We start from the raw sequence: 22,430 nt of genomic DNA on the forward strand, positions 1-22,430 counted from the left end.
ATTTTTTCCTATTGACAGATAAGCCGAAGAACGCGATTTGGACACACCGCCCAAAACAGACCAACACAGCACTACACCAGATAATCTATCTGCGGATAAGAAAATTAAATTCACTCCCGAAATGTTACAGGCAAAAGAATGGAGGTTCGAGGCCTCTTCTTGCCAGCATAGAAAATTTTGATCATCTGATGATGATAGGCGTCTTAATTCAGACATTCAAATATGTTGTAAACGCATGTTTTTCATGAATTTCTCTATCTGATCCGCCAATTCCGTGAAGCGGTCCGCATGATCTAACAGGTCATGCGCTGTCATTGCGCCACTCTGCGGTGATCCAAAATCGGGGACTTGGTCTGGGTGGACGAACAACGGCGGCCCGAGGAATGCCCGTCCTTTCTCCGTGTTGCGCCAAATGCGCCAATGGGCGATCTTGTTGCGGACCTTCTTGATTTTCCGGCGAACCTTGTTCAGCAAGCTTGCCCACTCTTCAAGGGTAACAGCCTCATTAGACCGGAACTTCATGAGACGGTCGATAACGTTTAACTTTGTATCTAGGTGAACTAGCGTTTCATATGTGACTGAGGCAGTGTTCGGCGGCTGACCTGCGCCACAAAGCACGAGGTAGAGCAAGAACAGGCGGTTCTCAACCACGCCCCACTGGGCCATGGCAATGCCTAATGCCTGTGCAACTTCGTTAGCCTCTGCGCGCGACTCAGTGGAGCTATCATCCGCCATGACCGACACCTCTAAGAATCAGTGATTTCCAAAAACGAAGCACATCATTAATACGACCAGATTTTTCCGTGACCAAACGAGAAGAATAGGCTTCCATGGGATCTGGATAAATCGAAACGGAATCTTTATATGAGGAGGCACCCGGGATCAGACCCGGAGGAAGGAGGTGCTTCATGCTAGATCTTCTAAAAGATCTCATAAAAACACCCCCGCGCCGCCCACGCTTTTTCGCTGCGGCTTAGCCGCAGTCGCGTAGTGACAAGTCACGGGTAATTGGCTTGGGTCTTCCAACTGGCAGATGACGGCTCCTTCGCCTTCCTCTTACTAACCCAAGACATTGGATCGCACGTCTGCGCCGGCCTTCTAACCTTCGGTTATAGCATGCATTCCTTGACCGAGCGGGAAGCCTACGGAAGCCGTTCAGACTCCGGGACTATTCTTTCGAAGGACCATGCGCGACACTCGATCCTTCAATATCCTCGCGCGCCGAGGTCTCGGGCCTTCGCCCCCTCACGCCCGCCGCACCGCCTCTTCAGCAGCATCCCATTCGGCGATGAATCCCGGCACGTCGTCGGCCGGCATCGGCCGGCCAAAATAATAGCCCTGGCCATAGCGGCAGCCGGCGCGGTGCAGGAAGGCGGCTTCGGCCGCCGTCTCCACGCCTTCCGCCACGATGTGATAGCCGAGCTCGCTGCCGAGCCCGATGAGCGCGCGCACGATGGCGCGGTCGCCCGGCGAAAACGTCAGATCCTTCACGAAACTGCGATCGATCTTGAGCACGCCGACCGGCAGGCTCTTCAAATGCGTCAGGGAGGAAAAGCCGGTGCCGAAATCGTCGAGCGCCACGCCGACGCCCGCCGCCCGCAGCGCTTCGAGATGCGCGCGGATCGCCCGGTTGTCCTCGTCGATGACGCTCGTCTCCGTCACTTCGAGAACGATGTCGCCGGATGAGAGCCCCGCTCCGGCGAGCGCGCCGAGCAATCTCGGGGCGAACCCCTCCTGCTGCAGATCGGCGGCGGTGACGTTGTAGCCGATCCGGCCGAAATCGATGCCGGCGTCGCGCCACGCTTTCAGATCGCCGACGATTTTCCTCAGCATGTATTCGCCGAGCTCGACGGACAGCACCTTGTCCTTGAAGACCGGCATCAATTCGCAGGCCGGCACGATGCCCTTCTCCGGATGGCGCCAGCGCATCAGCGCCTCGAAACCGGCAATTGGTTCGACGAAAACTCGACGAGCGGCTGATAGAACGCCTCGATCTCGCCGGAAGCGAGCCCTTCGCGGAAATCGGCGAGAAGACGAAAGCGGTTCTGCGCCTCGCGCAGCAATTGCGGCTCATAGCGCTCGATCGTGGATCGGCGGCCGCGCTTCGCCTCGTAGAGTGCGAGGTCCGCGTGGCGCAGAAGATCCTCGGCCGTCGTCCCGTCATCGGGGAAGACCGCGATGCCGGCGCTCAAGCTGTAGGTGATGGAATGGCCGAAATCGCTGCGGCGCACGAGCGGCTGCAGACGCCGGCGGAGCGCCTCTTCCGCCTCGGCGGCCGTGGCCGCGCTCGTCAGAAGCGCAAATTCGTCGCCGCCGGAGCGCGCCGTCAGATCGCCGGGCTCCGCCGTGTTCCGCAGCCAGTCGGCGACTTCGCGCAACACCTTGTCGCCGATGTCGTGCCCGAAGAAATCGTTGATGTCCTTGAAGGCGTCGAGATCGAAGATGCACAAGGCCGCCTCGCGCTTGCGCGCGCCGAGCTTCTTCAAGGCCTCGGCGAGCTCCATGCGGAAGGCGTTGCGGTTGCCGAGCCCGGTCAGGGGATCGCTCACCGCCAGACGCTGCCGCTCCTCTTCGCGGCGCTTTTCGCTCGTCACGTCCTGGATCGTACCGAAAACGCTGACGGGTTTGCCGTTGCGCCTTTCGCATTCGCCGAGCACGCGGACATAGCGCTCCTCGCCGCGCGTCGACAAAAACGGCAAGGTCAGATCGAAGGCGCGCTCGCCGCCCATCGCCTCGTCGATCGCCGCCTGCAGCACTTTGGCGACATCGGGCGCGAAGACGCTGAGCCCCTCCTTCAGCGTCACCCTGGCGCCGAGGGGAATGCCATAGAGGCGATAGAGCTGTTCCGACCATGTCAGCACGTCTTGCTCGGGGTCGTAGCGCCAGGCCCCGATATTGGCCATGCGTTCCACATGGTTGAAGAGAACGTTCAAGATGCGCTGCTCGCGGCCGAGCTCCTCCAGCCGCTCCTGGTCGCGCACCTCTTCGGTGACGTCGCGGGCAATGCCCTGATAGCCGCGAAAGCGGCCGCGCCGGTCGAAGGTCGGGGTGCCGCTCGTCTCGAAGCAGCGCGTGCCGCGGATATCGTTGAATTCATAGCGCAGGCCGACGAAGGGAAGACGCTTTTCAAGCTCGTGGCGATGCCGGCGTGCCATCGCGTCGGTCATCCCGGCCGGAATCATGTCGTAGCGCGACAATCCGACGAAATCGTCCGCCGGGAGTGAGGTGATCCGCTCGAAATTCGCCGAGAGATACGTGACGCGCAGATCTTTATCCGTCGCCCAGGCCCAGAATTCGGCACAGCTCAGGACGTCATCCAACGCCTTCTGCAGAATCGCGGAAAAAGGTTTTCTCGGACTGGGCATCATGTCGGCGCCTACGCTTTCATCAATCCGGTTCTCAATTGGTGAACGCCGTTTGGACAGTTTTCATCTTCGCTGTCATTTTCTCCTTTTACGCGAAAAAATTGTCGTACGCATCCCTCAAGCGAATTCGGTCTTAACCGGTGCGAGTGAAGGCCGCGGCAGATCGAAGGCGCGTGCCAGAAGATCGAGGCTTCGCACCCGGGCTTCGGGATCCCAGACATTCATCGTCACCATCACCTCGTCGGCGTCGCAGGCGGCCGCGCGCGCCTCGATTTCCCGCCTGACCTTGTCCGGCGTGCCGGTGATGGCAATCCGCCGATAGGCCTCCACGGTGGCGCGGTCCTGCGGCGTGAAGGCGTAATTGGCCGCTTCCTCCGGGCTCGACAGCTTGCGCAGCCCGCCCTGGCGCAGGCGCAGCCAGGCGAGCTCCATCGAGCCCGCGAGATAGGCCGCCTCCTCCTCGCTCGGCGCGCAGATGGCGGCGAGGCAGAGAAGCGTCCGCGGCTCCGGAAAATCGTCCGAGGGCTTGAAGGCCTGGCGGTAGGCCTGAAAGGCCGGGGCTGCCGGCGCCGGCGAAAAATGCCCGGCGAAGGCGTAACCGAAACCGTTGAGGCCTGAAAACTCCGCACTCGCGCCCGACGAGCCGAGGAGCCAGATCGGCGGCAGCGCCACCTCGCCCGGCACCACCTCGATCGCCTGGTAGGGATGCCCGTCGGGAAAACCGCCTGTCTCGAAGGCGATCAATTCGGCCATCTGCTGGGCGAACTGGCCGCCGTCGACCGCCCTCAGCGCCGACAGCGTGCGGCTGTCGCTGCCGCCCGCCCGGCCGATGCCGAGATCGATGCGGTCCGGATAGAGCGCCTCCAGCGTCCGGTAGGTTTCGACCACCCGCAAGGGCACGTGGTTGGGCAGCATCACGCCGCCGGAGCCGACGCGAATGCGCGTCGTGCGCTCCGCCGCATGGCCGATCAGGACGTCCGGCGAGGCGGAGGCGATGTTGGGAATGCCGTGGTGCTCGGCGTACCACAGGCGGTGATAACCGAAACGGTCGGCGGCCTCGGCGAAGGTCGCGGTGGCGCGCAACGCTTCCGCTGCGCTCGTCCCCTCCGGCACGGGCGCCAGATCGAGAACGGAAAGCATCAAATTGTCTGACATTCCGGAGGAGATGGAAGCCCGCAGCGCGCGGTCAAGCATCGCAGACCATGCGACGGCCGCTTTTCAACTTCAGCCCGAAGAACGCCGCCTCACTGCCGAAAAATGCGCGCAGGGCGCGTTCCCGCGTCTACCGCGCCGGTTCCTCGACGGGCCATTCGACAAGAAAATCTTCCCAGTCTTCGATCGGCACGTCCCTCTCCGACACCGTGCGCCCACGCGTCGAAATCCCCGCCTCGTGCACGGTCTCGCGCGATCCGGAGACGAGATGGTGCCACCAATAGAGATCGCGGCCTTCCGCGACGAGGCGATAGGCGCAGGAGGGCGGCAGCCAGGAAATCTCGCGCACCGCCTCCGGCGACAGCGGCAGGCAGTCGGGCACGGTCTCGATGCGGTTCTCGTAATCGCGGCAGCGGCAGGCGTCTTCATCGTAGAGACGGCAGGCGACATTCGTCCACGAGATCTCGCCCGTGTCGTAATCCTGGAGCTTGTTGAGGCAGCAGCGGCCGCAGCCGTCGCACAATGCCTCCCACTCCTTGTCAGTGAGTTCTTCGAGCGCCTTCTTGCGCCAGAACGGCTCTTTTTCGAGCATCCCTGCTCCTGTGACCATCGCGCACCGCTTCCTTGCCGATCGGCGGCAAGGCCCTGCCGCCACTTATCAAAGACCCAAATCGTGCTAGAACCGTGCCTGACAAGGCTCGCGGCCGAGCCTCTTGTGAAAACACCCGATGCGCGATCCGTTTACACCGAAGAAGAAGCTTCCGCACTGGCTGCGTGCGCTGGAGATCGATTCCGCGATCGACACCTTCTTCTTCGAGCTCGGCCAAAGCTCCGGCATGGCCTGGGAGCGCACCATTCTGTTCTTTCGCCGTTTCCACGCCACCGGCTGGAAGCGGCCCGTCTTCGAGCTCCTGTCGGAGAGCGTCACCCTCGGCTGCGCCGGCCTCATCGTCATGCTGGCGCTCGCCATCCCCGCCTTCGACGCGGTCAAGCGCGACTGGCGCGCCCAGTCCGATTATTCCGTCACCATGCTCGACCGCTACGGCAACGAGATCGGCAAGCGCGGCGTCCTGCAGGAGGTGCAGTTCTCCCTCGACCAGTTGCCCGACCATCTCATCCAGGCCGTGCTGGCGACCGAGGACCGGCGCTTCTTCGAGCATTTCGGCATCGATGTCATCGGCACCTTGCGCGCGCTTGTGGAAAATGCCCGTGCCGGCGGCGTCGTCCAGGGCGGCTCGTCGATCACCCAGCAGCTCGCCAAGAACGTCTTTCTGTCCAACGAGCGCACGCTCGACCGCAAGATCAAGGAAGCCTTCCTCGCCCTGTGGCTGGAAGCCAATCTGACGAAGCGCGAGATCCTGAAGCTCTATCTCGACCGCGCCTATATGGGCGGCGGCGCCTTCGGCGTCGGGGCGGCGGCGGAGTTCTATTTCGGGAAGCCCGTCACCGATCTCCGGCTCGAAGAATCGGCGATGCTCGCCGGCCTCTTCAAGGCGCCGACGCGCTATGCCCCCCATATCAACCTGCCGGCGGCGCGCGGACGCGCCAACGAGGTTTTGACCAATATGGTCCAGGCCGGCTTCATGACCGAGGGCCAGGTGATCAGCGCGAGGCGCCATCCGGCGACGCCGGTCTCGCGCGAGGCGACGCCCTCGCCCGATTATTTCCTCGACTGGGTGTTTGAGGAGGTGAAGCGCCTCGCCCCTCCGGGCCAGCGCAATCTCATCGTGCGCACCACGATCGACATGCGCCTGCAGCGCGCGGCCGAGCTCGCGGTGGAATCCTCGCTGCGGGAATCGGGCGATGCCTATGGCGTCAAACAGGCGGCGCTCGTCTCCATGGATCTGTCCGGCGCCGTGCGCGCCATGGTGGGCGGGCGCGATTACGGCGCCTCCACCTTCAACCGCGCCACCAATGCACAGCGCCAGCCGGGCTCCTCCTTCAAGCCCTACACCTATGCCGCCGCGCTCGAACGCGGATATACGCCCGACAGCGTCATCCTCGACGCGCCGGTCTCCATCGGCAATTGGTCGCCGCAGAACTATTCGCGCCGTTACCGCGGCCGCATCACCTTGATGCAGGGCCTCACCCATTCCATCAACACCATCCCGGTGCGCCTTTCGATCGCCTTCGGCCGCCAGCCGATCGCGGAAATGGCGGAACGTCTCGGCGTCCAGACCCCGATCCGCGTCACCCGCTCCCTGCCGCTCGGCACGTCGGAGGTGACGGTGCTCGACCAGGCGACGGGTTATGCCGCCTTCGCCTCCGGCGGCTTTCGCGCCCGCCCGCACGGCGTCGCACGCATCCTCAATCCCGAGGGCGAGGTGCTTTATGATTTCAACCGCGCCAACGGACCGCCCAAACGTGTTCTGTCGGAAGAGGTCGCCCTCGGCATGGTCAAGATGATGCACAGCGTCGCCGAGCACGGCACCGGCCGCCGCGCCCTCATTCCGGGCGTCTCCGTCGCCGGCAAGACCGGCACGACCCAGGCTTATCGCGACGCCTGGTTCGTCGGCTATACGGGCGATTTCTCCACCGCCGTCTGGCTCGGCAACGACAATTTCAAGAGCACCAACCGTCTCACCGGCGGCACGCTGCCCGCCATGACCTGGCAGAAATACATGCGCGTCGCGGAAGCCAATATCGAGCATCGGCCGCTTCCGGGCATCCCGCTGCCGCCGCCTGCGGAAGACGAGGTGCCGGTCGCGGAGGGCCTGCCGGAGGGCGGCGAGCTTCTGGGCTCGGGCCGCCTCGCCCCGCCGACGGAAGACATTCTCGATCGTCTGGAAGAGCGCGCCAAAACCGCCGAGATCGCAGCTCCCGCCTTGAAGCGCGAGGCTTCCGCCGCCGCGTCTGGCGGCACGGCCACGCGATAGGCCCGCTGCCTTGCGTGCCCTCGTCATCATTCTCGGCGTCGCCATCGCCTTCGTCCTGGGCGTCGGCAGTGCCTTTTTGAGCCTGCGCGACCTCACGCCGATCGACACGATCGAAAGCGGTGCCTGGAAGGGCTGGCCGCGCGCCGGCACGGAGGACGAGGATCCCTATTCGCGCGCCCGCCTTGCACGCACCGGCGAGCTCGCGCTCGGCCCGAGCGAAGGCCTGAAACTCCTTGCCCGCTCCGACGATACGGGCGGCGATCTCAACGGCGCCTGCAGCTACGAAATCTCCGGCCAGATGCCGGCGGCCCGGCTTTGGACGATGGCCGTGGAAACCGCTGCGGGCGGACATCTGCCGCCGGCGGAACGCGGTGGCCGGGCGCTCGGCAGCGACGAGATCGTGCGCAAGGCGGACGGCACCTTCACCATCACTCTGGCGCCCGATCCGCAGCCGGGCAACTGGCTCTCCTCTGAAGGCGCCGGTCAGATCCGGCTCGCCGCGCGCCTCTACGACACCACGGCCCGCACGGTGACGGCGCTCACGCAATTCACCGTTCCGGCGATCACTCCGAAGGGCTGCCGATGATCTACGAGGAGCGCATCGGCCGCCGTCGGCGGCTCATCCCGGCCGGCTTCTTCGGCGGCCTACTCGCCTGGCTGCTCGCGATTGTCCTGCTCGCCGCCTCGATCCATATCGTGGTGATTTTCCTGGTGCCGCGGCTCGCCTCGAGCGACGGCTGGTCGAAGCTTGCCGCCGTCACGACGGAAGCCGGCTTCACGCTCCTGCCGCCCGACGGCAAGGGGCCGGCGATCGCCGGGCTCGATCCGCTTTTCGTGCACGGCGCCTGCCGCATCTCGCTGAAAGATGCGCCGGCGTCTCTGTCCTTTTCGGGGCCGAACAGTTTCTGGTCGCTGGCGCTCTACCAGCGGCGCGGCACTGTCCTCTTTTCCGTCAACGACCGCACGGCGATCGACGGACGGCTCGACATGTTGATCGTCGATCCGATTCAGAATGCTCAGTTGAAGGAAAGCACGTCCGCAGCCCTCGATGAGACCATCGTCGTGGAAGCGGCACAGCCCGATCTCATCGCGCTCGTGCGTTTCTATGCGCCGACCCCGCGCGAACGCCAGGTCGCGATCGAACATCTCAAGGCGGCGGAATGCGTGCCGGCCCCGCTTGAGCCGGCCGGCTGAAACGCAGGCGCCGCCACAATTGTCTTAGCTTGCGCGGCGCTTCTTCGGCTTCGTCGCCGCCCGCGCCCGACGCGAAAGCGCCACGCTGCCCGGCTCGTCGCGGTATTCCACCCGCACTCCGGTAAACATCAGAATCTGGCACGGGCCGCTATATGCAGGCTTGCGCGCCTGGCTTTCGCTCAGCGTCGGAAAGTTCAGGATTTCGGCCATATCCACCTCCTCAGAAGGGCCGTCCGTTGATCCGGCGAACCCACTGTCGCCGCAGTATGGTTAACAACTGCTGAACGGGGATAAAGCGATTCTGGGTTACGGCCGCCCCGACGAAGCGTCGCTGTCTGCCACCGCGACGAAGGAACGTCCTTCCCGATCCTCAATCTCCACCACCCATAAGTCAGGATCGAAACGGCTTTCGCTCACCAACCTTTCCTCAATCTTGCCGCGTTCGCCCTCGCGCACAAGTGGTATGAAGAAACGATCGGCCGGCATCTCCGTCTCATCCATAAAAAAGCTTTGTGGTGCAGGACCATAGAGATCGAGACGTCCGTCGAGACGGTCGACGATGATGAAGAGCGTGCCAGCTTCGAGCGCGCCTTTGCGCGCTACGGTGGCAAAGGCTCCCGTGGCCGAGACACGGCGAATCAACGCCTGGACGAAGATGTCGGTGCGCAATCTCACCATGGGCTCACCATGGCCGTGAGGGTCCAGCTTCGCAGCCGGCCCGAAACCACATGAGCGGAAACACGGGCTTACGGATTGTCCGGCATGGCGCCGATCGCGGCCAGCCGGTCGAGCGTCTCGCGATCGATCTCGCCGTTCACCTTGAGCCCCTGATCGAGCTGGAAGCGCCTCAGTGCCTCGGTCGTTTCATGGCCCTTGAGACCGTCTGCCGTCACCGGGCCATAGGCCGTATCGGCAAGCGCCTGCTGCACGGCGAAGACGACCGGGTCGGGGGCCGAGCCCGAAGCGGGGCGTTCCGAGGAAGTCTCGGCAGAGACGGCCGTCTCTGCGGCCCCGACCGCATCCGGGCGTTCGCGCGGCACGACGAGGCCGGTGCGGATGATCATTTCGAGATCGCCCTTCTCCCCCGCCTGGAGCGTCGAGACGGGCTCTCTCTCCCGCGTGGCAAAGAGCGGATCGGGATGGCGTCCATGCTGAAGGACGAGCGCATTGACGATGGCGGCGACGGCCAGCAGCCCGAGCGCAGCCGCCGGGCCATGGCGCAGGACGAGGCCGAGCCGGCTCCGCTCGCCGAGGGCTGAGGCCGCCTTCGTCGCTGCCGGCTTCGCCGCCGCGGTCTTGTCACCCCGCGTCTGTCGCTTCCGGCGTCCGCCTGCAGCCCGGCTCGTCGTCCGGGACATCGGTCGATCCGCCTCGGAGGCCATCACACTCACACACCAACCCCATCGTCGACCGGCCTCCTTCAGACCGGCTTGTCGTGCCTCAACTTCGCCGCTTTGGCTTAAGGAAACTTGAACTCTGCCAAACCGCGGCCGGCGGTCGCGCCGATCGCCGGCACAAAGCATGTATTAACCACCCCAGCAAGCTTTCGGGAACAGCTCGAGGAAATAGCCCCTTAGTGCCTGGAATGAGCCGGATTTGCGTCGAATTGTAGATATCGGATGAACGCGATTTTGGAGCCTTCATGGTTCCTTCGCGGCGCTGGATCGGAAGAATCCGCAAACAGGGTAAGGTTATGTTCTTGTTCCGATCAATCTTCTGGTTGACGGCACTGATCTTGGTTCTGCCTCCGTCGCCCGATGGCGGTCCGCCGCCGCGCGTCACCCTTTTGGAATCCGCCCTCGCCTTCCAGGTTCTCGCCAAGGATGTGAGCGGCGTGTGCGATCGGCATCCGGAGGCCTGCGCCACGAGTCGCGAGACCTTCACCCTCCTCGGCCGCAAGATCGCCACCGGGCGCGACATGGCCTCCGCCGCCCTCTCCGCCAGCACCGGCGGCAACGATGAGGGCGACGTCGATCACGGCAGCCTCAGCGCAAGCGACCTTTCCGTGCCGTGGAGCGGCCGGGGCGCGCCCCCGATCGAGGCCATCCCGGCGAGCGCGCGCCTGCCCGTGTCGGAGCGGGCAGAGGACGGCATCGACGCTCAAACCCGAGAAACAGACGAAGCGCGGCTCGACGGCTCGCAATCCGCCTCGAGCGACGACGGCTCCCCGAGCGCCAGGCACGTGGAGATCGACCTGCCGCAGCCCCGCCCGCGCCTTCTCTAGAGCGCGACCGGCGCACAGCCGGAGCGCCCGTCGTCAGCGAAGGGCCACTGACGCCGCGCCCGCCTCCTCACGACAGAATCGGATATTCCGAGCTCGCCTTTTCCGTCGAGACCACGATGGAGGTTCGGAACTTGCGGACATTGGCATCGGCGAAGAAGAGCCGGTGCGTCAGGGCCTCGTAATCGGCCATGTCGCGCGCAACGGCGATCATCACGAAATCCATCTCGCCGGCGATACAGTAGAGATGCAGAACCTGCGGTTCGGCGCGCGCCTTGCGCTTGAAGGCGTCGATCTGGTCGAGCCGGTCGCGCTCCAGGTCGACTAAAATCACGGCGGTCACTCCGAGACCGAGCTTCTGCCGGTCGAGCAGCGCCACCTCGTTTTGGATCACGCCCTCCTCGCGCAACGCCTTCAATCGCCGCTGAACGGATGCGTTCGAAAGCCCCGCCCGATCGGCCAGTTCGGCGATCGGCAGCCGGGCATTGCGCTGCAGTTCGACAAGCAGCGCACGATCCTTGTCATCCATGATCTTTTTCACTCGAGAGTTTGCCTATTATGCGCTGATCATATCACCGAAAGCGCAACAGGCGCATTCATCGTCTCGCCCCGGACGGATAAACGGATGGCGTGAAACGAGGCATGCTCTCCATCCTACCGCTCGCCGTCGGTGCCGCACTTTACGGCCTCGCCTTCGGGGTCCTGGCGGCTCAGGCAGGCTTTCCCTGGTGGGGCGTCGGGCTCATGAGTGCCGGCGTTCACGCGGGATCGTCGCAGATCGTCGCCGTCGATCAGTTCTCGGCGGGAAGCGGCCTCGGCGGAGCGATCGTCGCGGGCGCGATCATGAACCTGCGCTATCTCGGGATCACGGCTTCGCTCGCCGGCATCCTGGCCCGCCTGCCGCCATGGCGGCGTCTCCTCGCCCTGCACCTCACCTCCGATGAGAACTGGGCGCTCACCCTGTCGGAGCGCGGCAAGGATCCGAGCATCGGCGCACTCTTCCTCCTCGGGGCGGGCAGCGTCATGTTCGTCACCTGGTTTGCATCGACGGCGCTCGGCGCGCAGATCGGCGCCATCCTGCCCGACCTCGATGCGGCCGGGCTCGGCTTCGCCTTCACCGCGGCGTTCATTGCGATGGCCCGGAGCATGGCGCCCCGACGCATCGCCGCGTTCCTTCCCTGGGGAATGACCTTCGTGCTGGCGATCGGCCTCGTCTCGGCAGGGATCTCGCGGGCGTCGGCAATCCTCGTCGCGTCTCTCGCCGGCCTCGCCCTTGCGGCTCTCCTGCGCCTCTGTCAGAGGCCGGCATGAGCTCTGCGCAATGGCTGTTGATCGCCGGGCTCGCGGTCGCCACCTTCGCGACGCGCCTTCTCGGCTTCCTCGCCGGCGACCGTCTGCGTCAGTCCCGCTTCGCTTTCGTTCTGGATGATCTGCCGGGCCTGATCGTCGTCGCGCTCGTCGCCACGTCCCTCGCCGGCACGGAGGCCACAACCTGGATCGCCGCGGCGCTGGCCGTGGCCATCGCCTGGGTCTCCAACAACGTCGTCGTGACAATGGGCGGCGGTCTCGCGGCCTATGTCGCGCTCGCGCTGCTCATCGGCTGAAGCACAACGCGGCTCACACTGCGGCCGAAGCATGCGGTGTCCGCCCGCCAATCCTGTTCAAACGGGCGGATTCGTTCAGCGGCGCGCAGCCACACGCCGCTGCGCGAGAACTGTTCGGCGAAGCTCAGTCGGCCGAGCAATCGATGAGGCGCAGATGCGCGCGTGCGGCCGGCTTGCCGATGGTCGAGGCGAGATCCCTTGCCACCTGCCGCTCCTGGCGGACGGGGGCGCGCGCATCGATGTACTGGGTCAGTACATCGCCGTTCAAAGGCTGGTCGAACGCGACACCGGCGAGCTTGCCGCGCTGCCAGACCAGCTTCGCCGAGGCGGTGCCGCAATTGGGCATCGGCAGGCGCACGCTCGCGGGCAGAACGGCCCGGCTGTCCAACTCGATGCAGGCACCGGTCGGGCTGATGTTGCGCACCTGGCAATTGGCATAGAGCCGATGCGACATGACGGTCGACCGTTTGTCCAAATGGTGCCGTCTGAGGGCGCGCTGCTCTTGCATGGGTTTCGCTCCAGCAAAACGTAAAACTTAGCTTCAACAATAAGCCAAAACTTCACAAAGTGGTAATCATGTTTTGGATTGCCGTTAACGCGGCCCATTCGCGCAAACAGAGCCGCGTGTCAGGGTCCGTTTGTCAGGGCCGCGCATCAAGGCCGCATCCGGCCTTCGGCGCTTGTGCCCCGGGCTCATATGCCTATTTTGCCTTGCACCACCTTTTTTGAGACGCCCGGCGACGGTCGGGAGGCGCACCTCCCGGCGGACACGCAAGAACGCGACAGGCCTTCATGAGCATTCAGTCCATCATCGACGATTTCGCCTTCCTCGACGAATGGGAGGATCGCTACCGGTACGTGATCGAGCTCGGACGGGCCTTGCCGGAGATGCCGGCCGAGGAACGCACGGAGGCCACGAAAGTCCGCGGCTGTGCGAGCCAGGTCTGGCTCGTCAGCGAAGACGCGGTGAAGGACGGCGAAGCGGTCCTCGTCTTCCGCGGCGACAGCGATGCCCATATCGTGCGCGGCCTCATCGCCATCGTGCTCGCGCTCTATTCCGGCACGACACCCGAAGAGATCCTGAAGACCGATGCCGAAGCCGTCTTCGCCCGCATGGGCCTGCGCGAACATCTGACGGCGCAGCGCTCCAACGGCCTCTCCGCCATGCTGCAGCGCATCCGCCGCGACGCGGAGAGCCGGCTCGCACAATAGCCACCCCCGCTCGCGGCGCATTTTCTTTCTCTTCGTCCTCTCATTCTTCTCTTCGTCCTCTCATTCGCCGATCGTGGGCCGATAGCCCTCGGCGCCCCAATGGCGCATGGCGACGTACGCTTTGCCTTCGGCCTCTTCGTCTAGGCCGTAATGGCGGGCAAGCGCCTGCAGCGCGAGTTTCAGGACGAGCTTCGCCGATCGTGCCGGATAGCCGCGCTCGCGCTCCACGCTCGACAGACCTTTGAGGAAACAGGCGACATCGACGAGGACGCCCGCGAGCTCGGGGCCGACCGCGTCCATGGCGGCATGAAAGCGGGCGCGGGCGGCGATCGCCGTCTCCGTCAGATCCGCCTGACCGCCCCGCTGACGGGAGCCTTTCGGCGCCTTGAGGTCGGCCTGCCAATTGGCGGTGATGCGCGGCTGCAGGCTCGCGCGCTCGAAATCGCGGCGAAGCCGCTCCGCCGCCGCCACCAGCGGGGCTCCGAGATAGGGCGCGCCCTCCTCGCCGCCCCTGCGGGCGAGGAGGCCGATCGGGCTCTCGTCGAGGTCGGTCAGCGGCGCGGGCGCCGAGGGTGAGCCGCCCTTCTGCCGTTCCAGGCATTTGTGCTGCGCCAGAAAGGCGGGCTCGCCGGCTTTCATGCGCCGAAGCCATGCCGCGGCTTCCGCGCTCGCGACAAGCCCCGTCTCTCCGGCCTCGCAGAGAAGCCCGGCCGCCAGAAGCTTCTTGACGAGGGCGGCCGGGATCTCGCGCCGCCGCCCCGGCACGCCCTCGCAGCAGAAGGTCGCCGCATCCGCCTCCACCAGCCGCGCATCGGCATGGGCCAGCAGCATCTCGATCAGGCTTTCGAGCGCCCCGCCGCGTCTCTTCCCGCGGCTCATCTCGCATCCTCGCCAAAAACCTCCATCCAGCGCCGCAGCGCGAATTCGAGGCTTTCCATCACCTGGTCGAAGACCGGCTCGTCGCGGCGTTCCTCGATCATCCGGCAGCCATGGGCGACGGTGGTGCGGTCGCGGCCGAAATGCGCGCCGACCTTGGTCAGCGTCAGGCCGGAGCCGACATGGACGAGATACATCGCCGCCTGCCGCGTCTGCGCCACCCGCGCAACGCCCCGTCCGGCCTTGCGCAGGTCATGGTGCCCGACCCGAAAGACCGCCCCGAGCGCCGCCTCGGCAAAGCGGCAGACGGAACTCTCCGCATCGATCCCCCGATCCCTGACGATGGCGGGTCGGGCGACGGCGCGGCCGCCCTCGCCCTGGTATGGCCCAAAAGCCCCCTGCGGCCCCGCAAATCGTCGTAAAAATGGTTCTGCATGGCCCCTCCTCCGATAATAGGATTTCTTTCCTATACCGCGAAGAAGCGCAACCGGGGATATGTTTTTAAGCTTACCGCACACCTTGTCGAGCCGGGAGGCGCCGAACTTATCCCCGCCGCTCCGGGGCCTGCGATCGTGCCACGAAAGCTTCAGGAGCTCCCGGCATGGTCGATGCGCAGTGCTTTTACGATCCCCAAATCTCAGGCGGGGCCGGCAGGCCCACTCGCCGCCAACGGCGTCAGAACCCGGCGCCTCCCCGCTTGGCCAAAAGCGGCGCCGGCACCTATTGCCGCGACAGCGACCTGCCGCGGTTGATCCATCGTCTGCCGGGAGAGCTCGGAAAGAATGACACGGAGCGCGTGCGCAGCATCGTCGCGCGTCTCAAATGCGCCCTGCGGGCGGAGCGCAGGAAAGGCCGGGCCGGCCATGGGAGCTACGATCTCAATCGCCACATCGCGCTCAAGACAGCGCTCGACGTCGAAAGCGGCGAGCTTGCGCGGCTCTGCCAGGCCCAGACCTTGAAACGCAAAACGCCGGCATGAAAGCCGGCGTCTGGGAAAAGCAAAACGCCGGCCTGGGAGCCGGCGTCCGGGGAAAGCATAGCGCCGGCGTGGGAGCCGCCGACCGGAAAAGTAAAACGCCGGCATAAGGGCCGGCGTCTGACACGTTCGGAAGAAAACGTCGTTCAGCGGCGGCCGCGCTTCTGACCAAGACCCATCTGCTTGGCAAGCTGCGAGCGGGCTTTTGCATAGTTCGGAGCGACCATCGGATAGTCGGCCGGCAGGCCCCACTTCTCGCGATACTCTTCCGGAGACAGGTCGTAATGCGTGCGCAGGTGACGCTTCAGCGACTTGAACTTCTTTCCGTCTTCCAGACAAATAATGTAGTCCGGATTGATCGAGCGACGGACCGGAACAGCCGGCTTCTGCGGCTCCGGCTCAGGCTCAGCGCCGCCATCGGCGGTCGTCTGCAGCGCCTGATAGATATTGCCGATCAGACCGGAAATATCGCCAGCCGCAATTGTGTTGTTGCTCACATAGGCAGATACGATGTCTGCCGTGAGCTCGATCAGGTTGTCGTTCTGGATAGCCTCTGCCATTGAATCCTCGCTATGTGACCTTTGCAGCAACACACTGCAAGTCATCAAGTGCGCCTTGCTACTGCTGGTGGCGCGGTCTGACAAGAAGAAAAAACCTTACATCACAGCAATCTTAGCGGCGTTTCACCGCGCGCAACAAGAAGGTGTGAAAATATGTCAGCACTCGCTTGCTCATTCCTGGAAAGATAGGAATTCGCCAACAAAGTGCCACCCCGCTTTTACGGAAGATGGCAGTCTTTGTTTCAGCGCTCGCCTTCCGGATCGGAGCGCGTCACCCCGATAGCCCGCGAATAGTCGTCGGGTTCCGTCTCAGGAACCGGCTTTACACCAGTGAGGTAGGCAGCCCGGGCCAGAAGATGCGCGGAAACCGGAGCGGTGAGAAGGAAGAACACCACACCTGCCACGGCGCGAGTGAAGATGTCTAAATGGGGCGCTTCTAAGGCAAGGGCCAACAACATCAGCCCGGAGCCCAAGGTTCCCGCTTTGCTGGCCGCGTGCATGCGCGTGTAAAGGTCAGGAAAACGCAAGAGGCCGACGCTCGCAACGACTGCGAAAAGCGCGCCGATCACAATCATCACGCCGACCAAGACGTCGAGAAAGCCGCTCATCGCTGCTTCTCCGAATCGGAGCCGTAGCACATTGCTGATTCGCCTCCGAGCACGTCTCCGCAATGCATCACGAAGCGGGCAAACGCTACGGTTGCAAGAAAACCGACGAGCCCAAGAGCGATTGCAATGTCGATATAAAGATAAAAACCAGTTTTCACGCCGATCACGGCAATGAAACCGATGCCGGTGGACACCAGCATGTCGAGCGCCAGAACCCGGTCCGCAAAAGTCGGGCCACGCACGATCCGAATGGTGATCAGCGCAAACGAAAGCACGAGAAGCGCCAGCGAAATCGCGACACAGATTTCGAGAAACTCGGTAGCACTCATCGGAACGCCTCCAGTATCTTTCGCTCAAAGCCTTGTGCGATATCGCGTTTCAGTTGGTCGGGGTCGGGCACGTCGATAGCATGGATGTAAAGCGTGCGCCGGTCCTCCGACACGTCGACCGACAAGGTGCCGGGCGTCAGCGTGATGAGATTGGCAAGCAACGTGATCTCGAAATCGCGGTTCACCCTGAGCGGATAGGCGATCAGTCCGGGCGAAATCGGCATCTTCGGCTGCAGGACGATCCAGGTCACCTTCAGCGCCGACATGACCAGTTCGTAGATGAACAGGAAGAACAGATTGATCACCCTGAGCGAGCGGCCGATATAGCCGCGCGTGCCGATCTGCTCGCGAATGAGCCACAGCGCGATGGCGCCGAGCACGAAGCCGAACAGCAGGTTCGGCAGCGTGAAGCTGCCGGTGATCGACGCCCAGGCGAGTGCCAGAAGCACGTTGACGGGAAACAGCACCATCAGGAAGCGCCTCCAAACACCGCGCGAATATAAAGGGTCGGATCAAGAAGCCCGGCCGCACCGGCTTCCGCAAGCCGCATCAGCGGCGCGGGCCACAGGCCGATGACGAGGCTCATCAAGGTGAGAGCGCCAAGCGAGCCGAAGAGCACCGCCCGGTCTTCAGCGACGATCTCGCCGGGCACGCTCTTTTCCGCGCCGTCCGGCGTCCCCACCGGTCCGCCGCGCCAGAAGATCTGCGTGAAGGCGCGCCCCGAAGCGAGGGCGTTGAGAAGGCCCGTGCCGAGCACGATGCCGGCGAGCCACCAGCGCCCGTCCACCATCGCCGCTTCGGTCACCAGGATCTTCGCCCAGAAGCCGGAAAACGGCGGCAGCGCGGAGACGGAAAAGACGAGGGTCAGCGTCAGCCCGGCCAGAAGCGGGCTCGCGCCGTAGAGCCCGCCGAGCTTGCGCAGGTCCTGGCTGCCGCCGAGCTGGCCGACGAGCCCGGAGGCGAGATAGAGCGCCGACATGACGATCATCGAATGGAAGGCATAGAAGATGCCGCCCGACAGCCCCTCCGCCGTGCCGATCGCCAGCCCCGCCAGGATCACGCCGATGCCGGAGATGACGAGATAGCCGAGGATGCGCCGGAAATCGGAATGCGCCATCGCACCGAGCGAGCCGAGAAGCATCGTGCCGATGGCGAGCGCCGTCAGAAACGTGTCGTAGAGCGCCTCTTCCGAGGGCATCAGCATGATCAGCGTGCGCAACAGCGCATAGGCGCCGACCTTGGTCAAAAGCCCGGCAAAGACGGCGCCCGCGGAAGGAGACGGCGTGTGATAGGAGGCCGGCAGCCAGAAGGCGACCGGAAACGCCGCCGCCTTCATGCCGAAGCCCAGAATATAAAGCGCCGTGATCGTGTTGATCGGCATTCCGGGCACGCCTTCGCGCAGCTTGATCGCGATCTCGGCCATGTTGAGCGTGCCGAGGGCCCCATAGAGATAGCCGGTCGCCGTCAGGAAGAAGGCCGCAGCCAGAAGATTGAGGACGGCATAGCGCACCGCGCCGTCGAGCTGCTCTTTGGAATTGCCGAGGACGATCAGGCCGAAGGAGGCGATCAGCATCACTTCGAACCAGACATAGAGATTGAAGATGTCGCCGGTGAGGAAGGCGTTGCACACGCCCGTCATCATCAGCAGCAGAAAGGGATAGAACCCGTAGCGGCTCTCCACGCGCCGCAGGCCGCGGCTTGCGAAAACACCGACGACGAGCGCCACCACCGACGACACGAAGGCGAAGGAGGCACCGAGCGCATCGACGGCAAAGGTGATGCCGAAGGGCGGCAGCCAGCTGCCCATGGTCATGGTGAGCGGCCCGCCGGTCACGACGCGCGCCAGAATGCCGGCCGTCGCCGCCGTCAAAAACAGGAGCCCCGCAATGCCGAGCGGCGCCTGCGTTTCCGGGCGCTTGCGCGCCATTAAAAGGACGGATCCGAAAAGAAGGGTGATCAAAGTCGGCGCGACGATGATCGCGTCCAAGGGCGCGATCGGCACCGTCACCATGGCGGACGCGACGTCCACCGCTGCATGGCCTGCACTCTCTGCCATCAATAGCCCCTGGGCGGAACCGGATCACCCGGCTGCTCGGCCATATGCATCTTCCCGGTCTTGTCCGTGCCGAGCCCCTGATAGGCGCGGAACACCAGAACCAGCAGGAAGGCGAAGAACGAGAACGAGATGACGATCGCCGTCAAAATCAGCGCCTGCGGCAGCGGATTGGCGGTCGCAAACGGCGGCACCATCGCCTCTTCGGGAATGATCGGCGGCACTTCCTTGACGATCCGCCCGGCCGTGAAAATCAGAAGATTGACGGCGTTCGAGAGGATGGTCACGCCGAGCAGGATGCGGATCAGGGAATCCGACAGCATCAGATAAACGGCGGATGCGAAGAAGCAGCCGACGAGAAGCGCGAGCGGGCCTTCCATCAGCGCTCCCTTTCTTCCAGCGACAGCGCCACGGAGGTGATGGTCCCGAGAACGACGAGATAGACGCCGATATCGAAGAACGTCGCCGTGGAGACGGCGACCTCCATGCCGAAGATCTTCGGATAGGCCCACAGTACCGTCAAAAACGGCTTGCCGCCGAGAAGCGACGGCACCCCGGCGAGGGTCGCCACGACGAGCCCGAAAGCGGCGATCCCCATCGGATGAAAGCGCAGGGCCCGGCGCACCGGCGGCACGCCATAGGCGATGCCGTAAATCGCGAAGGCGGAAGCCGCGATCAGCCCGCCGATGAAGCCGCCGCCCGGATTGTTGTGGCCGCGCAAGAGCACGAAGACCGAAAACAGCACCATCAAGGCCGTGAGATAAGGCGCGATCGCGCGAAAGATGACGGTGCTCACTTCTCTTCCTCCACGGCTCTCGTCTGACGCCACGGCGCCGGGAAGCGCAGCAGAGCGAGAATGGCGAGACCGGTGATCATGACGACCGCGATCTCACCCAAAGTATCGAGACCACGGAAGTCGACGATGATGACGTTCACGATGTTGCGGCCATGGGCGATGGTTCGCGAATGCTCTGCAAAGAAATCCGACAGGCGCGAATCGAAGGGCTGGTTCGTCACGGCGATCAGCAAGGCCGCCGTGCCGATGCCGCAGGCGAGCGCGATCGTTCCGTCCTTGGCGCGCTGGAAATAATTGCGCCGGTCGGCCGTCATCAGCGACAGGCGCGTCATCACGAGCGCCAGGATGACGACCGAAAGCGTCTCCACCATGAATTGCGTGAAGGAGAGATCCGGCGCGCCGAAGAGCATATAGATCAGCGCCACGGCAAAGCCCTGGATGCCGAGGGAGACGATCGCCGTCAGCCGGTTCTCCGCCACGATGACGGCGACGAGACCGACGGCCGCAAGCCCCATCACCGCCCATTCATGCGGCGCGAGCGCGAAGGTCTCAGGCGCATGCGGCCATTCGCCGAAGACCAGAAGCGGCACGACCAGGACGAGCGCCAGCACCGTGAAGGTGATGGAAAGATAGCGTTCCAGATCGCCGTTCTGGATGAAGCGCGTCACCGCGGCCGAGCCGGTCGTGAGCCCGTTCACGAGCTGGTCGAAGCCCCGGTCGGGACCCCAGCCGATCGCATCGAGGATCGCCGCGAGCCCGCACCGCACCGGCCGCAGGGCGAGAAGCGCCAGGATGCCGATCGCCCAGGTGACGCCGGAGGCGGCAAAAGCCTCGTTCACGTGGATGGCGTAGGAGAGATCCGGATTGGGCTTTGCCCCGGCGACGGCGGCAAGCGTCGGGCCGATCAGCGCCTCTTGCGTGAAGGCCGCAAAGACGATGCCGGCGACGCTGAGACAGGCGAGGACGAGCGGGCCGATCCACAACCCGATCGGGCCTTCATGCGCGCCGGAAAGGTTTTCGGGCCGCTTGCCGATGAAAGGCAGCAATCCGACGGCGAAGGCGGCCGCGAACATGAGACCGTTGCCGAGGACGGCGACGCCAAGCGTTACGGGCGTCGTGCCCTCTCCGTGCAGAAGCCCTTCATACATCGCCTCCTTGGCGAAGAAGCCGAGCGTCACGAAAAGCCCGCCCATCGCCCAGGCGAGAACGAGGCCCGAAAGAAAGGTGACCGGCATTTTGAGCCCGAGACCGCCGAGCTCGCGCAGATCGCGCGTGCCCGCCTCATGGTCGACCGAGCCCGCCATCATGAAGAGGCCGCCCTTGAAGAGCGAATGGGCGAGAAGATAGACGAGCGCGCCCAAAATCGCCGTCTCGTTGCTCGTCCCCGTCAGCATGACGAGAAGGCCGAGCGAGGCGACCGTCGTATAGGCGAGGATGAGTTTCAGATCGGTCTGGCGGAGCGCCAGAAGCGTGCCGGCGAGAAGCGTCGCGCCCCCGAAGAGCGGCAGGATCGTCGTCCACAGCGCGGTCTCGCCCATGAAGGGATGGACGCGCAGAAGCAGATAGACGCCCGCCTTCACCATCGTCGCCGAATGCAGATAGGCCGAGACCGGCGTCGGCGCCTCCATGGCGTTGGCGAGCCAGGAATGGAACGGAAACTGCGCCGATTTCGTAAAGGCGCCGCCGAGAAGCAGAATCAGCACCGGCAGATAATAGGGGTTTTCCGCAAAGCTCGAGCCGAGCGCGATCGCCTCCGACATCGAATGCACGCCGACGAGCCCGGTCATGATCAAAAGCCCGGCCAGCAGGCAGAGCCCGCCCCCCGCCGTGATCACCAGCGCCTGCAGTGCCGCGCGCCTTGCCGCCTCACGCGTGTGATCGAAGCCGATCAACAGGAAGGAGGTGATCGAGGTCAGCTCCCAGAAGACGAAGAGCGTCATGAAATCGTCGGCGAGCACCAGCCCCTGCATCGCCCCCATGAAGAGGAGGATGAAGGAGAAGAAGCGCCCCTGATGCGCATGGCCTTTGAGATAGGCGCCCGCATAAATCAGGATGAACGTGCCGATGCCCGAGACGAGAAGCGCAAACAGCAGCGACAGCCCGTCGAGGCGGTAGGAAAAGTTGATCTGAAGCGACGGTGCCCAGGCAAAGCCGTTGGCGATGACGCTGCCGGACGCGATCGGCGCGATCAGGCCAAGGAAATAGACAAACATCGCCGCGGGTGCCGCCGCCAGTATCCAGGACGCGCCAGAACCCAACAGCCGCTTCAAAAGCGGCGCCACGAACGCCGCCAGAAACGGGGCGGCCATGACGAGGTAAGTCCAGTCGATTTGGGATTCTTGCATCAGCGGGGTGACGTTCGAGGGACCAGGAACGGATAGCGGGCGATCCAGAGCGGGGCAAGCTGCCAGCTTTGCCGCCTCAGCCGGACAAGCTAAGCATTTGGGCGCTTCTGGCAATCCTTAGAGAGCGGCGATTTTCAAGCATGACCCATGCTTTCCGGCAAATCGCGACAGGAGAAAGACCGGGTGGCGCCTTCCTTGTCCAGCCGCCGCCGCATTTCCTCGCAGAAGTGTGATCTCGAGCACAGTCGAAGTCGCGCGATCGC

29 protein-coding genes are annotated in these 22,430 nt (G+C 64.2%); 8 read left to right on the forward strand and 21 right to left on the reverse strand.

Translation table 11 applies throughout. The annotated features are described in order from the left end of the window. Window positions 1–216 precede the first annotated feature (216 nt). The 6 genes from ACK8CP_RS10370 to ACK8CP_RS10395 form a co-directional block, all read right to left on the reverse strand. Window positions 217–735, reverse strand: a complete 519-nt coding sequence (locus tag ACK8CP_RS10370; protein WP_414831700.1) for a hypothetical protein — start codon at window positions 733–735, stop codon at window positions 217–219. Next, window positions 725–910, reverse strand: a complete 186-nt coding sequence (locus ACK8CP_RS10375; RefSeq protein WP_414831701.1) for a hypothetical protein — start codon at window positions 908–910, stop codon at window positions 725–727. Before ACK8CP_RS10375 ends, ACK8CP_RS10370 begins: the two co-directional genes overlap by 11 nt. Before the next feature lie 335 nt (window positions 911–1,245). Next, entirely contained in the window at window positions 1,246–1,929 is a 684-nt protein-coding gene (locus ACK8CP_RS10380; protein ID WP_414831702.1) for an EAL domain-containing protein, read from the reverse strand. Then, window positions 1,929–3,320 carry a diguanylate cyclase domain-containing protein gene (locus ACK8CP_RS10385; RefSeq protein WP_414831703.1) on the reverse strand — a complete coding sequence of 464 codons (1,392 nt, stop codon included), beginning with the start codon at window positions 3,318–3,320 and terminating at the stop codon, window positions 1,929–1,931. The genes ACK8CP_RS10380 and ACK8CP_RS10385 overlap by 1 nt, the downstream gene beginning before the upstream one ends. Window positions 3,321–3,482: 162 nt before the next feature. Next, window positions 3,483–4,505, reverse strand: coding sequence for an LLM class flavin-dependent oxidoreductase (locus ACK8CP_RS10390; RefSeq protein WP_414831704.1), 1,023 nt, complete (start codon window positions 4,503–4,505; stop codon window positions 3,483–3,485). Window positions 4,506–4,647: 142 nt separating this feature from the next. After that, window positions 4,648–5,109 carry a YcgN family cysteine cluster protein gene (locus ACK8CP_RS10395; RefSeq protein ID WP_414831705.1) on the reverse strand — a complete coding sequence of 154 codons (462 nt, stop codon included), beginning with the start codon at window positions 5,107–5,109 and terminating at the stop codon, window positions 4,648–4,650. A gap of 136 nt (window positions 5,110–5,245) precedes the next feature. Here ACK8CP_RS10395 and ACK8CP_RS10400 point away from each other — a divergent pair, with 136 nt between their 5' ends. The 3 genes from ACK8CP_RS10400 to ACK8CP_RS10410 are packed head-to-tail and all read left to right on the forward strand — an operon-like array spanning window position 5,246 to window position 8,587. Further along, complete coding sequence (locus tag ACK8CP_RS10400; protein ID WP_234630546.1) at window positions 5,246–7,393, forward strand: transglycosylase domain-containing protein; 2,148 nt, start codon at window positions 5,246–5,248, stop codon at window positions 7,391–7,393. Between the two features lie 10 nt (window positions 7,394–7,403). After that, entirely contained in the window at window positions 7,404–7,979 is a 576-nt protein-coding gene (locus ACK8CP_RS10405; protein WP_234630545.1) for a DUF1214 domain-containing protein, read from the forward strand. Further along, a complete protein-coding gene (locus tag ACK8CP_RS10410; RefSeq protein ID WP_414831706.1) occupies window positions 7,976–8,587 on the forward strand; it encodes a hypothetical protein in 612 nt (203 codons plus the stop codon). Before ACK8CP_RS10405 ends, ACK8CP_RS10410 begins: the two co-directional genes overlap by 4 nt. A gap of 24 nt (window positions 8,588–8,611) precedes the next feature. Here ACK8CP_RS10410 and ACK8CP_RS10415 read toward each other — a convergent pair whose 3' ends face one another. The 3 genes from ACK8CP_RS10415 to ACK8CP_RS10425 all read right to left on the reverse strand — a co-directional run bounded on the left by ACK8CP_RS10415 (window position 8,612) and on the right by ACK8CP_RS10425 (window position 9,945). Then, complete coding sequence (locus ACK8CP_RS10415) at window positions 8,612–8,797, reverse strand: hypothetical protein (protein WP_414831707.1); 186 nt, start codon at window positions 8,795–8,797, stop codon at window positions 8,612–8,614. A gap of 96 nt (window positions 8,798–8,893) precedes the next feature. Beyond that, a complete protein-coding gene (locus tag ACK8CP_RS10420; RefSeq protein WP_414831708.1) occupies window positions 8,894–9,265 on the reverse strand; it encodes a DUF1491 family protein in 372 nt (123 codons plus the stop codon). Window positions 9,266–9,333: 68 nt separating this feature from the next. After that, window positions 9,334–9,945 (reverse strand): peptidoglycan-binding domain-containing protein, encoded by a 612-nt coding sequence (locus tag ACK8CP_RS10425; protein WP_164879650.1) that lies wholly within the window; start codon window positions 9,943–9,945, stop codon window positions 9,334–9,336. Window positions 9,946–10,286: 341 nt separating this feature from the next. Between ACK8CP_RS10425 and ACK8CP_RS10430 the strand changes: the two genes are divergently transcribed. Further along, complete coding sequence (locus tag ACK8CP_RS10430) at window positions 10,287–10,811, forward strand: DUF5330 domain-containing protein (protein ID WP_414831709.1); 525 nt, start codon at window positions 10,287–10,289, stop codon at window positions 10,809–10,811. A 67-nt stretch (window positions 10,812–10,878) separates the two neighbouring features. Here ACK8CP_RS10430 and ACK8CP_RS10435 read toward each other — a convergent pair whose 3' ends face one another. Then, window positions 10,879–11,337, reverse strand: coding sequence for an Lrp/AsnC family transcriptional regulator (locus ACK8CP_RS10435; RefSeq protein ID WP_414831710.1), 459 nt, complete (start codon window positions 11,335–11,337; stop codon window positions 10,879–10,881). A 113-nt stretch (window positions 11,338–11,450) separates the two neighbouring features. Here ACK8CP_RS10435 and ACK8CP_RS10440 point away from each other — a divergent pair, with 113 nt between their 5' ends. Both ACK8CP_RS10440 and ACK8CP_RS10445 read left to right on the forward strand, forming a co-directional pair. Next, window positions 11,451–12,119 (forward strand): AzlC family ABC transporter permease, encoded by a 669-nt coding sequence (locus ACK8CP_RS10440; RefSeq protein ID WP_414831711.1) that lies wholly within the window; start codon window positions 11,451–11,453, stop codon window positions 12,117–12,119. Continuing rightward, window positions 12,116–12,412, forward strand: coding sequence for an AzlD domain-containing protein (locus ACK8CP_RS10445; protein ID WP_414831712.1), 297 nt, complete (start codon window positions 12,116–12,118; stop codon window positions 12,410–12,412). Before ACK8CP_RS10440 ends, ACK8CP_RS10445 begins: the two co-directional genes overlap by 4 nt. Before the next feature lie 124 nt (window positions 12,413–12,536). On the opposite strand, the gene ACK8CP_RS10450 is transcribed toward ACK8CP_RS10445, so the two are convergent. Then, the gene (locus ACK8CP_RS10450) at window positions 12,537–12,920 is read right to left on the reverse strand and encodes a hypothetical protein (RefSeq protein ID WP_234630539.1); all 384 of its coding nucleotides are present in this window, start codon (window positions 12,918–12,920) and stop codon (window positions 12,537–12,539) included. A gap of 284 nt (window positions 12,921–13,204) precedes the next feature. Between ACK8CP_RS10450 and ACK8CP_RS10455 the strand changes: the two genes are divergently transcribed. Beyond that, the gene (locus ACK8CP_RS10455) at window positions 13,205–13,624 is read left to right on the forward strand and encodes a SufE family protein (RefSeq protein ID WP_234630538.1); all 420 of its coding nucleotides are present in this window, start codon (window positions 13,205–13,207) and stop codon (window positions 13,622–13,624) included. Between the two features lie 60 nt (window positions 13,625–13,684). Here the strand turns inward: ACK8CP_RS10455 and ACK8CP_RS10460 are convergent, their stop codons facing one another. Next, a complete protein-coding gene (locus ACK8CP_RS10460) occupies window positions 13,685–14,503 on the reverse strand; it encodes a DUF6456 domain-containing protein (protein ID WP_414831713.1) in 819 nt (272 codons plus the stop codon). Then, window positions 14,500–14,721 carry a helix-turn-helix domain-containing protein gene (locus ACK8CP_RS10465; RefSeq protein WP_414831714.1) on the reverse strand — a complete coding sequence of 74 codons (222 nt, stop codon included), beginning with the start codon at window positions 14,719–14,721 and terminating at the stop codon, window positions 14,500–14,502. Before ACK8CP_RS10465 ends, ACK8CP_RS10460 begins: the two co-directional genes overlap by 4 nt. 476 nt (window positions 14,722–15,197) lie before the next feature. On the opposite strand from ACK8CP_RS10465, the gene ACK8CP_RS10470 reads away from it, so the two are divergent. Then, a complete protein-coding gene (locus tag ACK8CP_RS10470) occupies window positions 15,198–15,479 on the forward strand; it encodes a DUF6477 family protein (protein ID WP_414831715.1) in 282 nt (93 codons plus the stop codon). 143 nt (window positions 15,480–15,622) lie between these two features. On the opposite strand, the gene ACK8CP_RS10475 is transcribed toward ACK8CP_RS10470, so the two are convergent. The 8 genes from ACK8CP_RS10475 to ACK8CP_RS10510 all read right to left on the reverse strand — a co-directional run bounded on the left by ACK8CP_RS10475 (window position 15,623) and on the right by ACK8CP_RS10510 (window position 22,167). Continuing rightward, window positions 15,623–16,036 carry a MucR family transcriptional regulator gene (locus ACK8CP_RS10475; protein ID WP_092809372.1) on the reverse strand — a complete coding sequence of 138 codons (414 nt, stop codon included), beginning with the start codon at window positions 16,034–16,036 and terminating at the stop codon, window positions 15,623–15,625. Window positions 16,037–16,278: 242 nt separating this feature from the next. Then, window positions 16,279–16,644 carry a monovalent cation/H(+) antiporter subunit G gene (gene mnhG / locus ACK8CP_RS10480; RefSeq protein WP_234630534.1) on the reverse strand — a complete coding sequence of 122 codons (366 nt, stop codon included), beginning with the start codon at window positions 16,642–16,644 and terminating at the stop codon, window positions 16,279–16,281. Next, a complete protein-coding gene (locus ACK8CP_RS10485; protein ID WP_234630533.1) occupies window positions 16,641–16,973 on the reverse strand; it encodes a cation:proton antiporter in 333 nt (110 codons plus the stop codon). Before ACK8CP_RS10485 ends, mnhG begins: the two co-directional genes overlap by 4 nt. Next, entirely contained in the window at window positions 16,970–17,443 is a 474-nt protein-coding gene (locus ACK8CP_RS10490) for a Na+/H+ antiporter subunit E (protein ID WP_092809369.1), read from the reverse strand. Before ACK8CP_RS10490 ends, ACK8CP_RS10485 begins: the two co-directional genes overlap by 4 nt. Beyond that, window positions 17,443–19,029, reverse strand: coding sequence for a Na+/H+ antiporter subunit D (locus tag ACK8CP_RS10495; RefSeq protein ID WP_414831716.1), 1,587 nt, complete (start codon window positions 19,027–19,029; stop codon window positions 17,443–17,445). The genes ACK8CP_RS10490 and ACK8CP_RS10495 overlap by 1 nt, the downstream gene beginning before the upstream one ends. Continuing rightward, window positions 19,029–19,406: a Na+/H+ antiporter subunit C gene (locus tag ACK8CP_RS10500; protein WP_234630531.1), complete on the reverse strand. Its 378-nt coding sequence runs from the start codon at window positions 19,404–19,406 to the stop codon at window positions 19,029–19,031. The genes ACK8CP_RS10495 and ACK8CP_RS10500 overlap by 1 nt, the downstream gene beginning before the upstream one ends. Beyond that, window positions 19,406–19,822, reverse strand: coding sequence for a Na+/H+ antiporter subunit B (locus ACK8CP_RS10505; RefSeq protein WP_414831717.1), 417 nt, complete (start codon window positions 19,820–19,822; stop codon window positions 19,406–19,408). Before ACK8CP_RS10505 ends, ACK8CP_RS10500 begins: the two co-directional genes overlap by 1 nt. Next, window positions 19,819–22,167: a putative monovalent cation/H+ antiporter subunit A gene (locus ACK8CP_RS10510; RefSeq protein ID WP_414831718.1), complete on the reverse strand. Its 2,349-nt coding sequence runs from the start codon at window positions 22,165–22,167 to the stop codon at window positions 19,819–19,821. Before ACK8CP_RS10510 ends, ACK8CP_RS10505 begins: the two co-directional genes overlap by 4 nt. Window positions 22,168–22,430: the final 263 nt, after the last annotated feature.

Origin of the sequence: Afifella sp. YEN Y35 (genome assembly GCF_047553465.1) — a bacterium.
GTDB classification, from domain to species: Bacteria; Pseudomonadota; Alphaproteobacteria; order Rhizobiales; family Afifellaceae; genus Afifella; species Afifella aestuarii.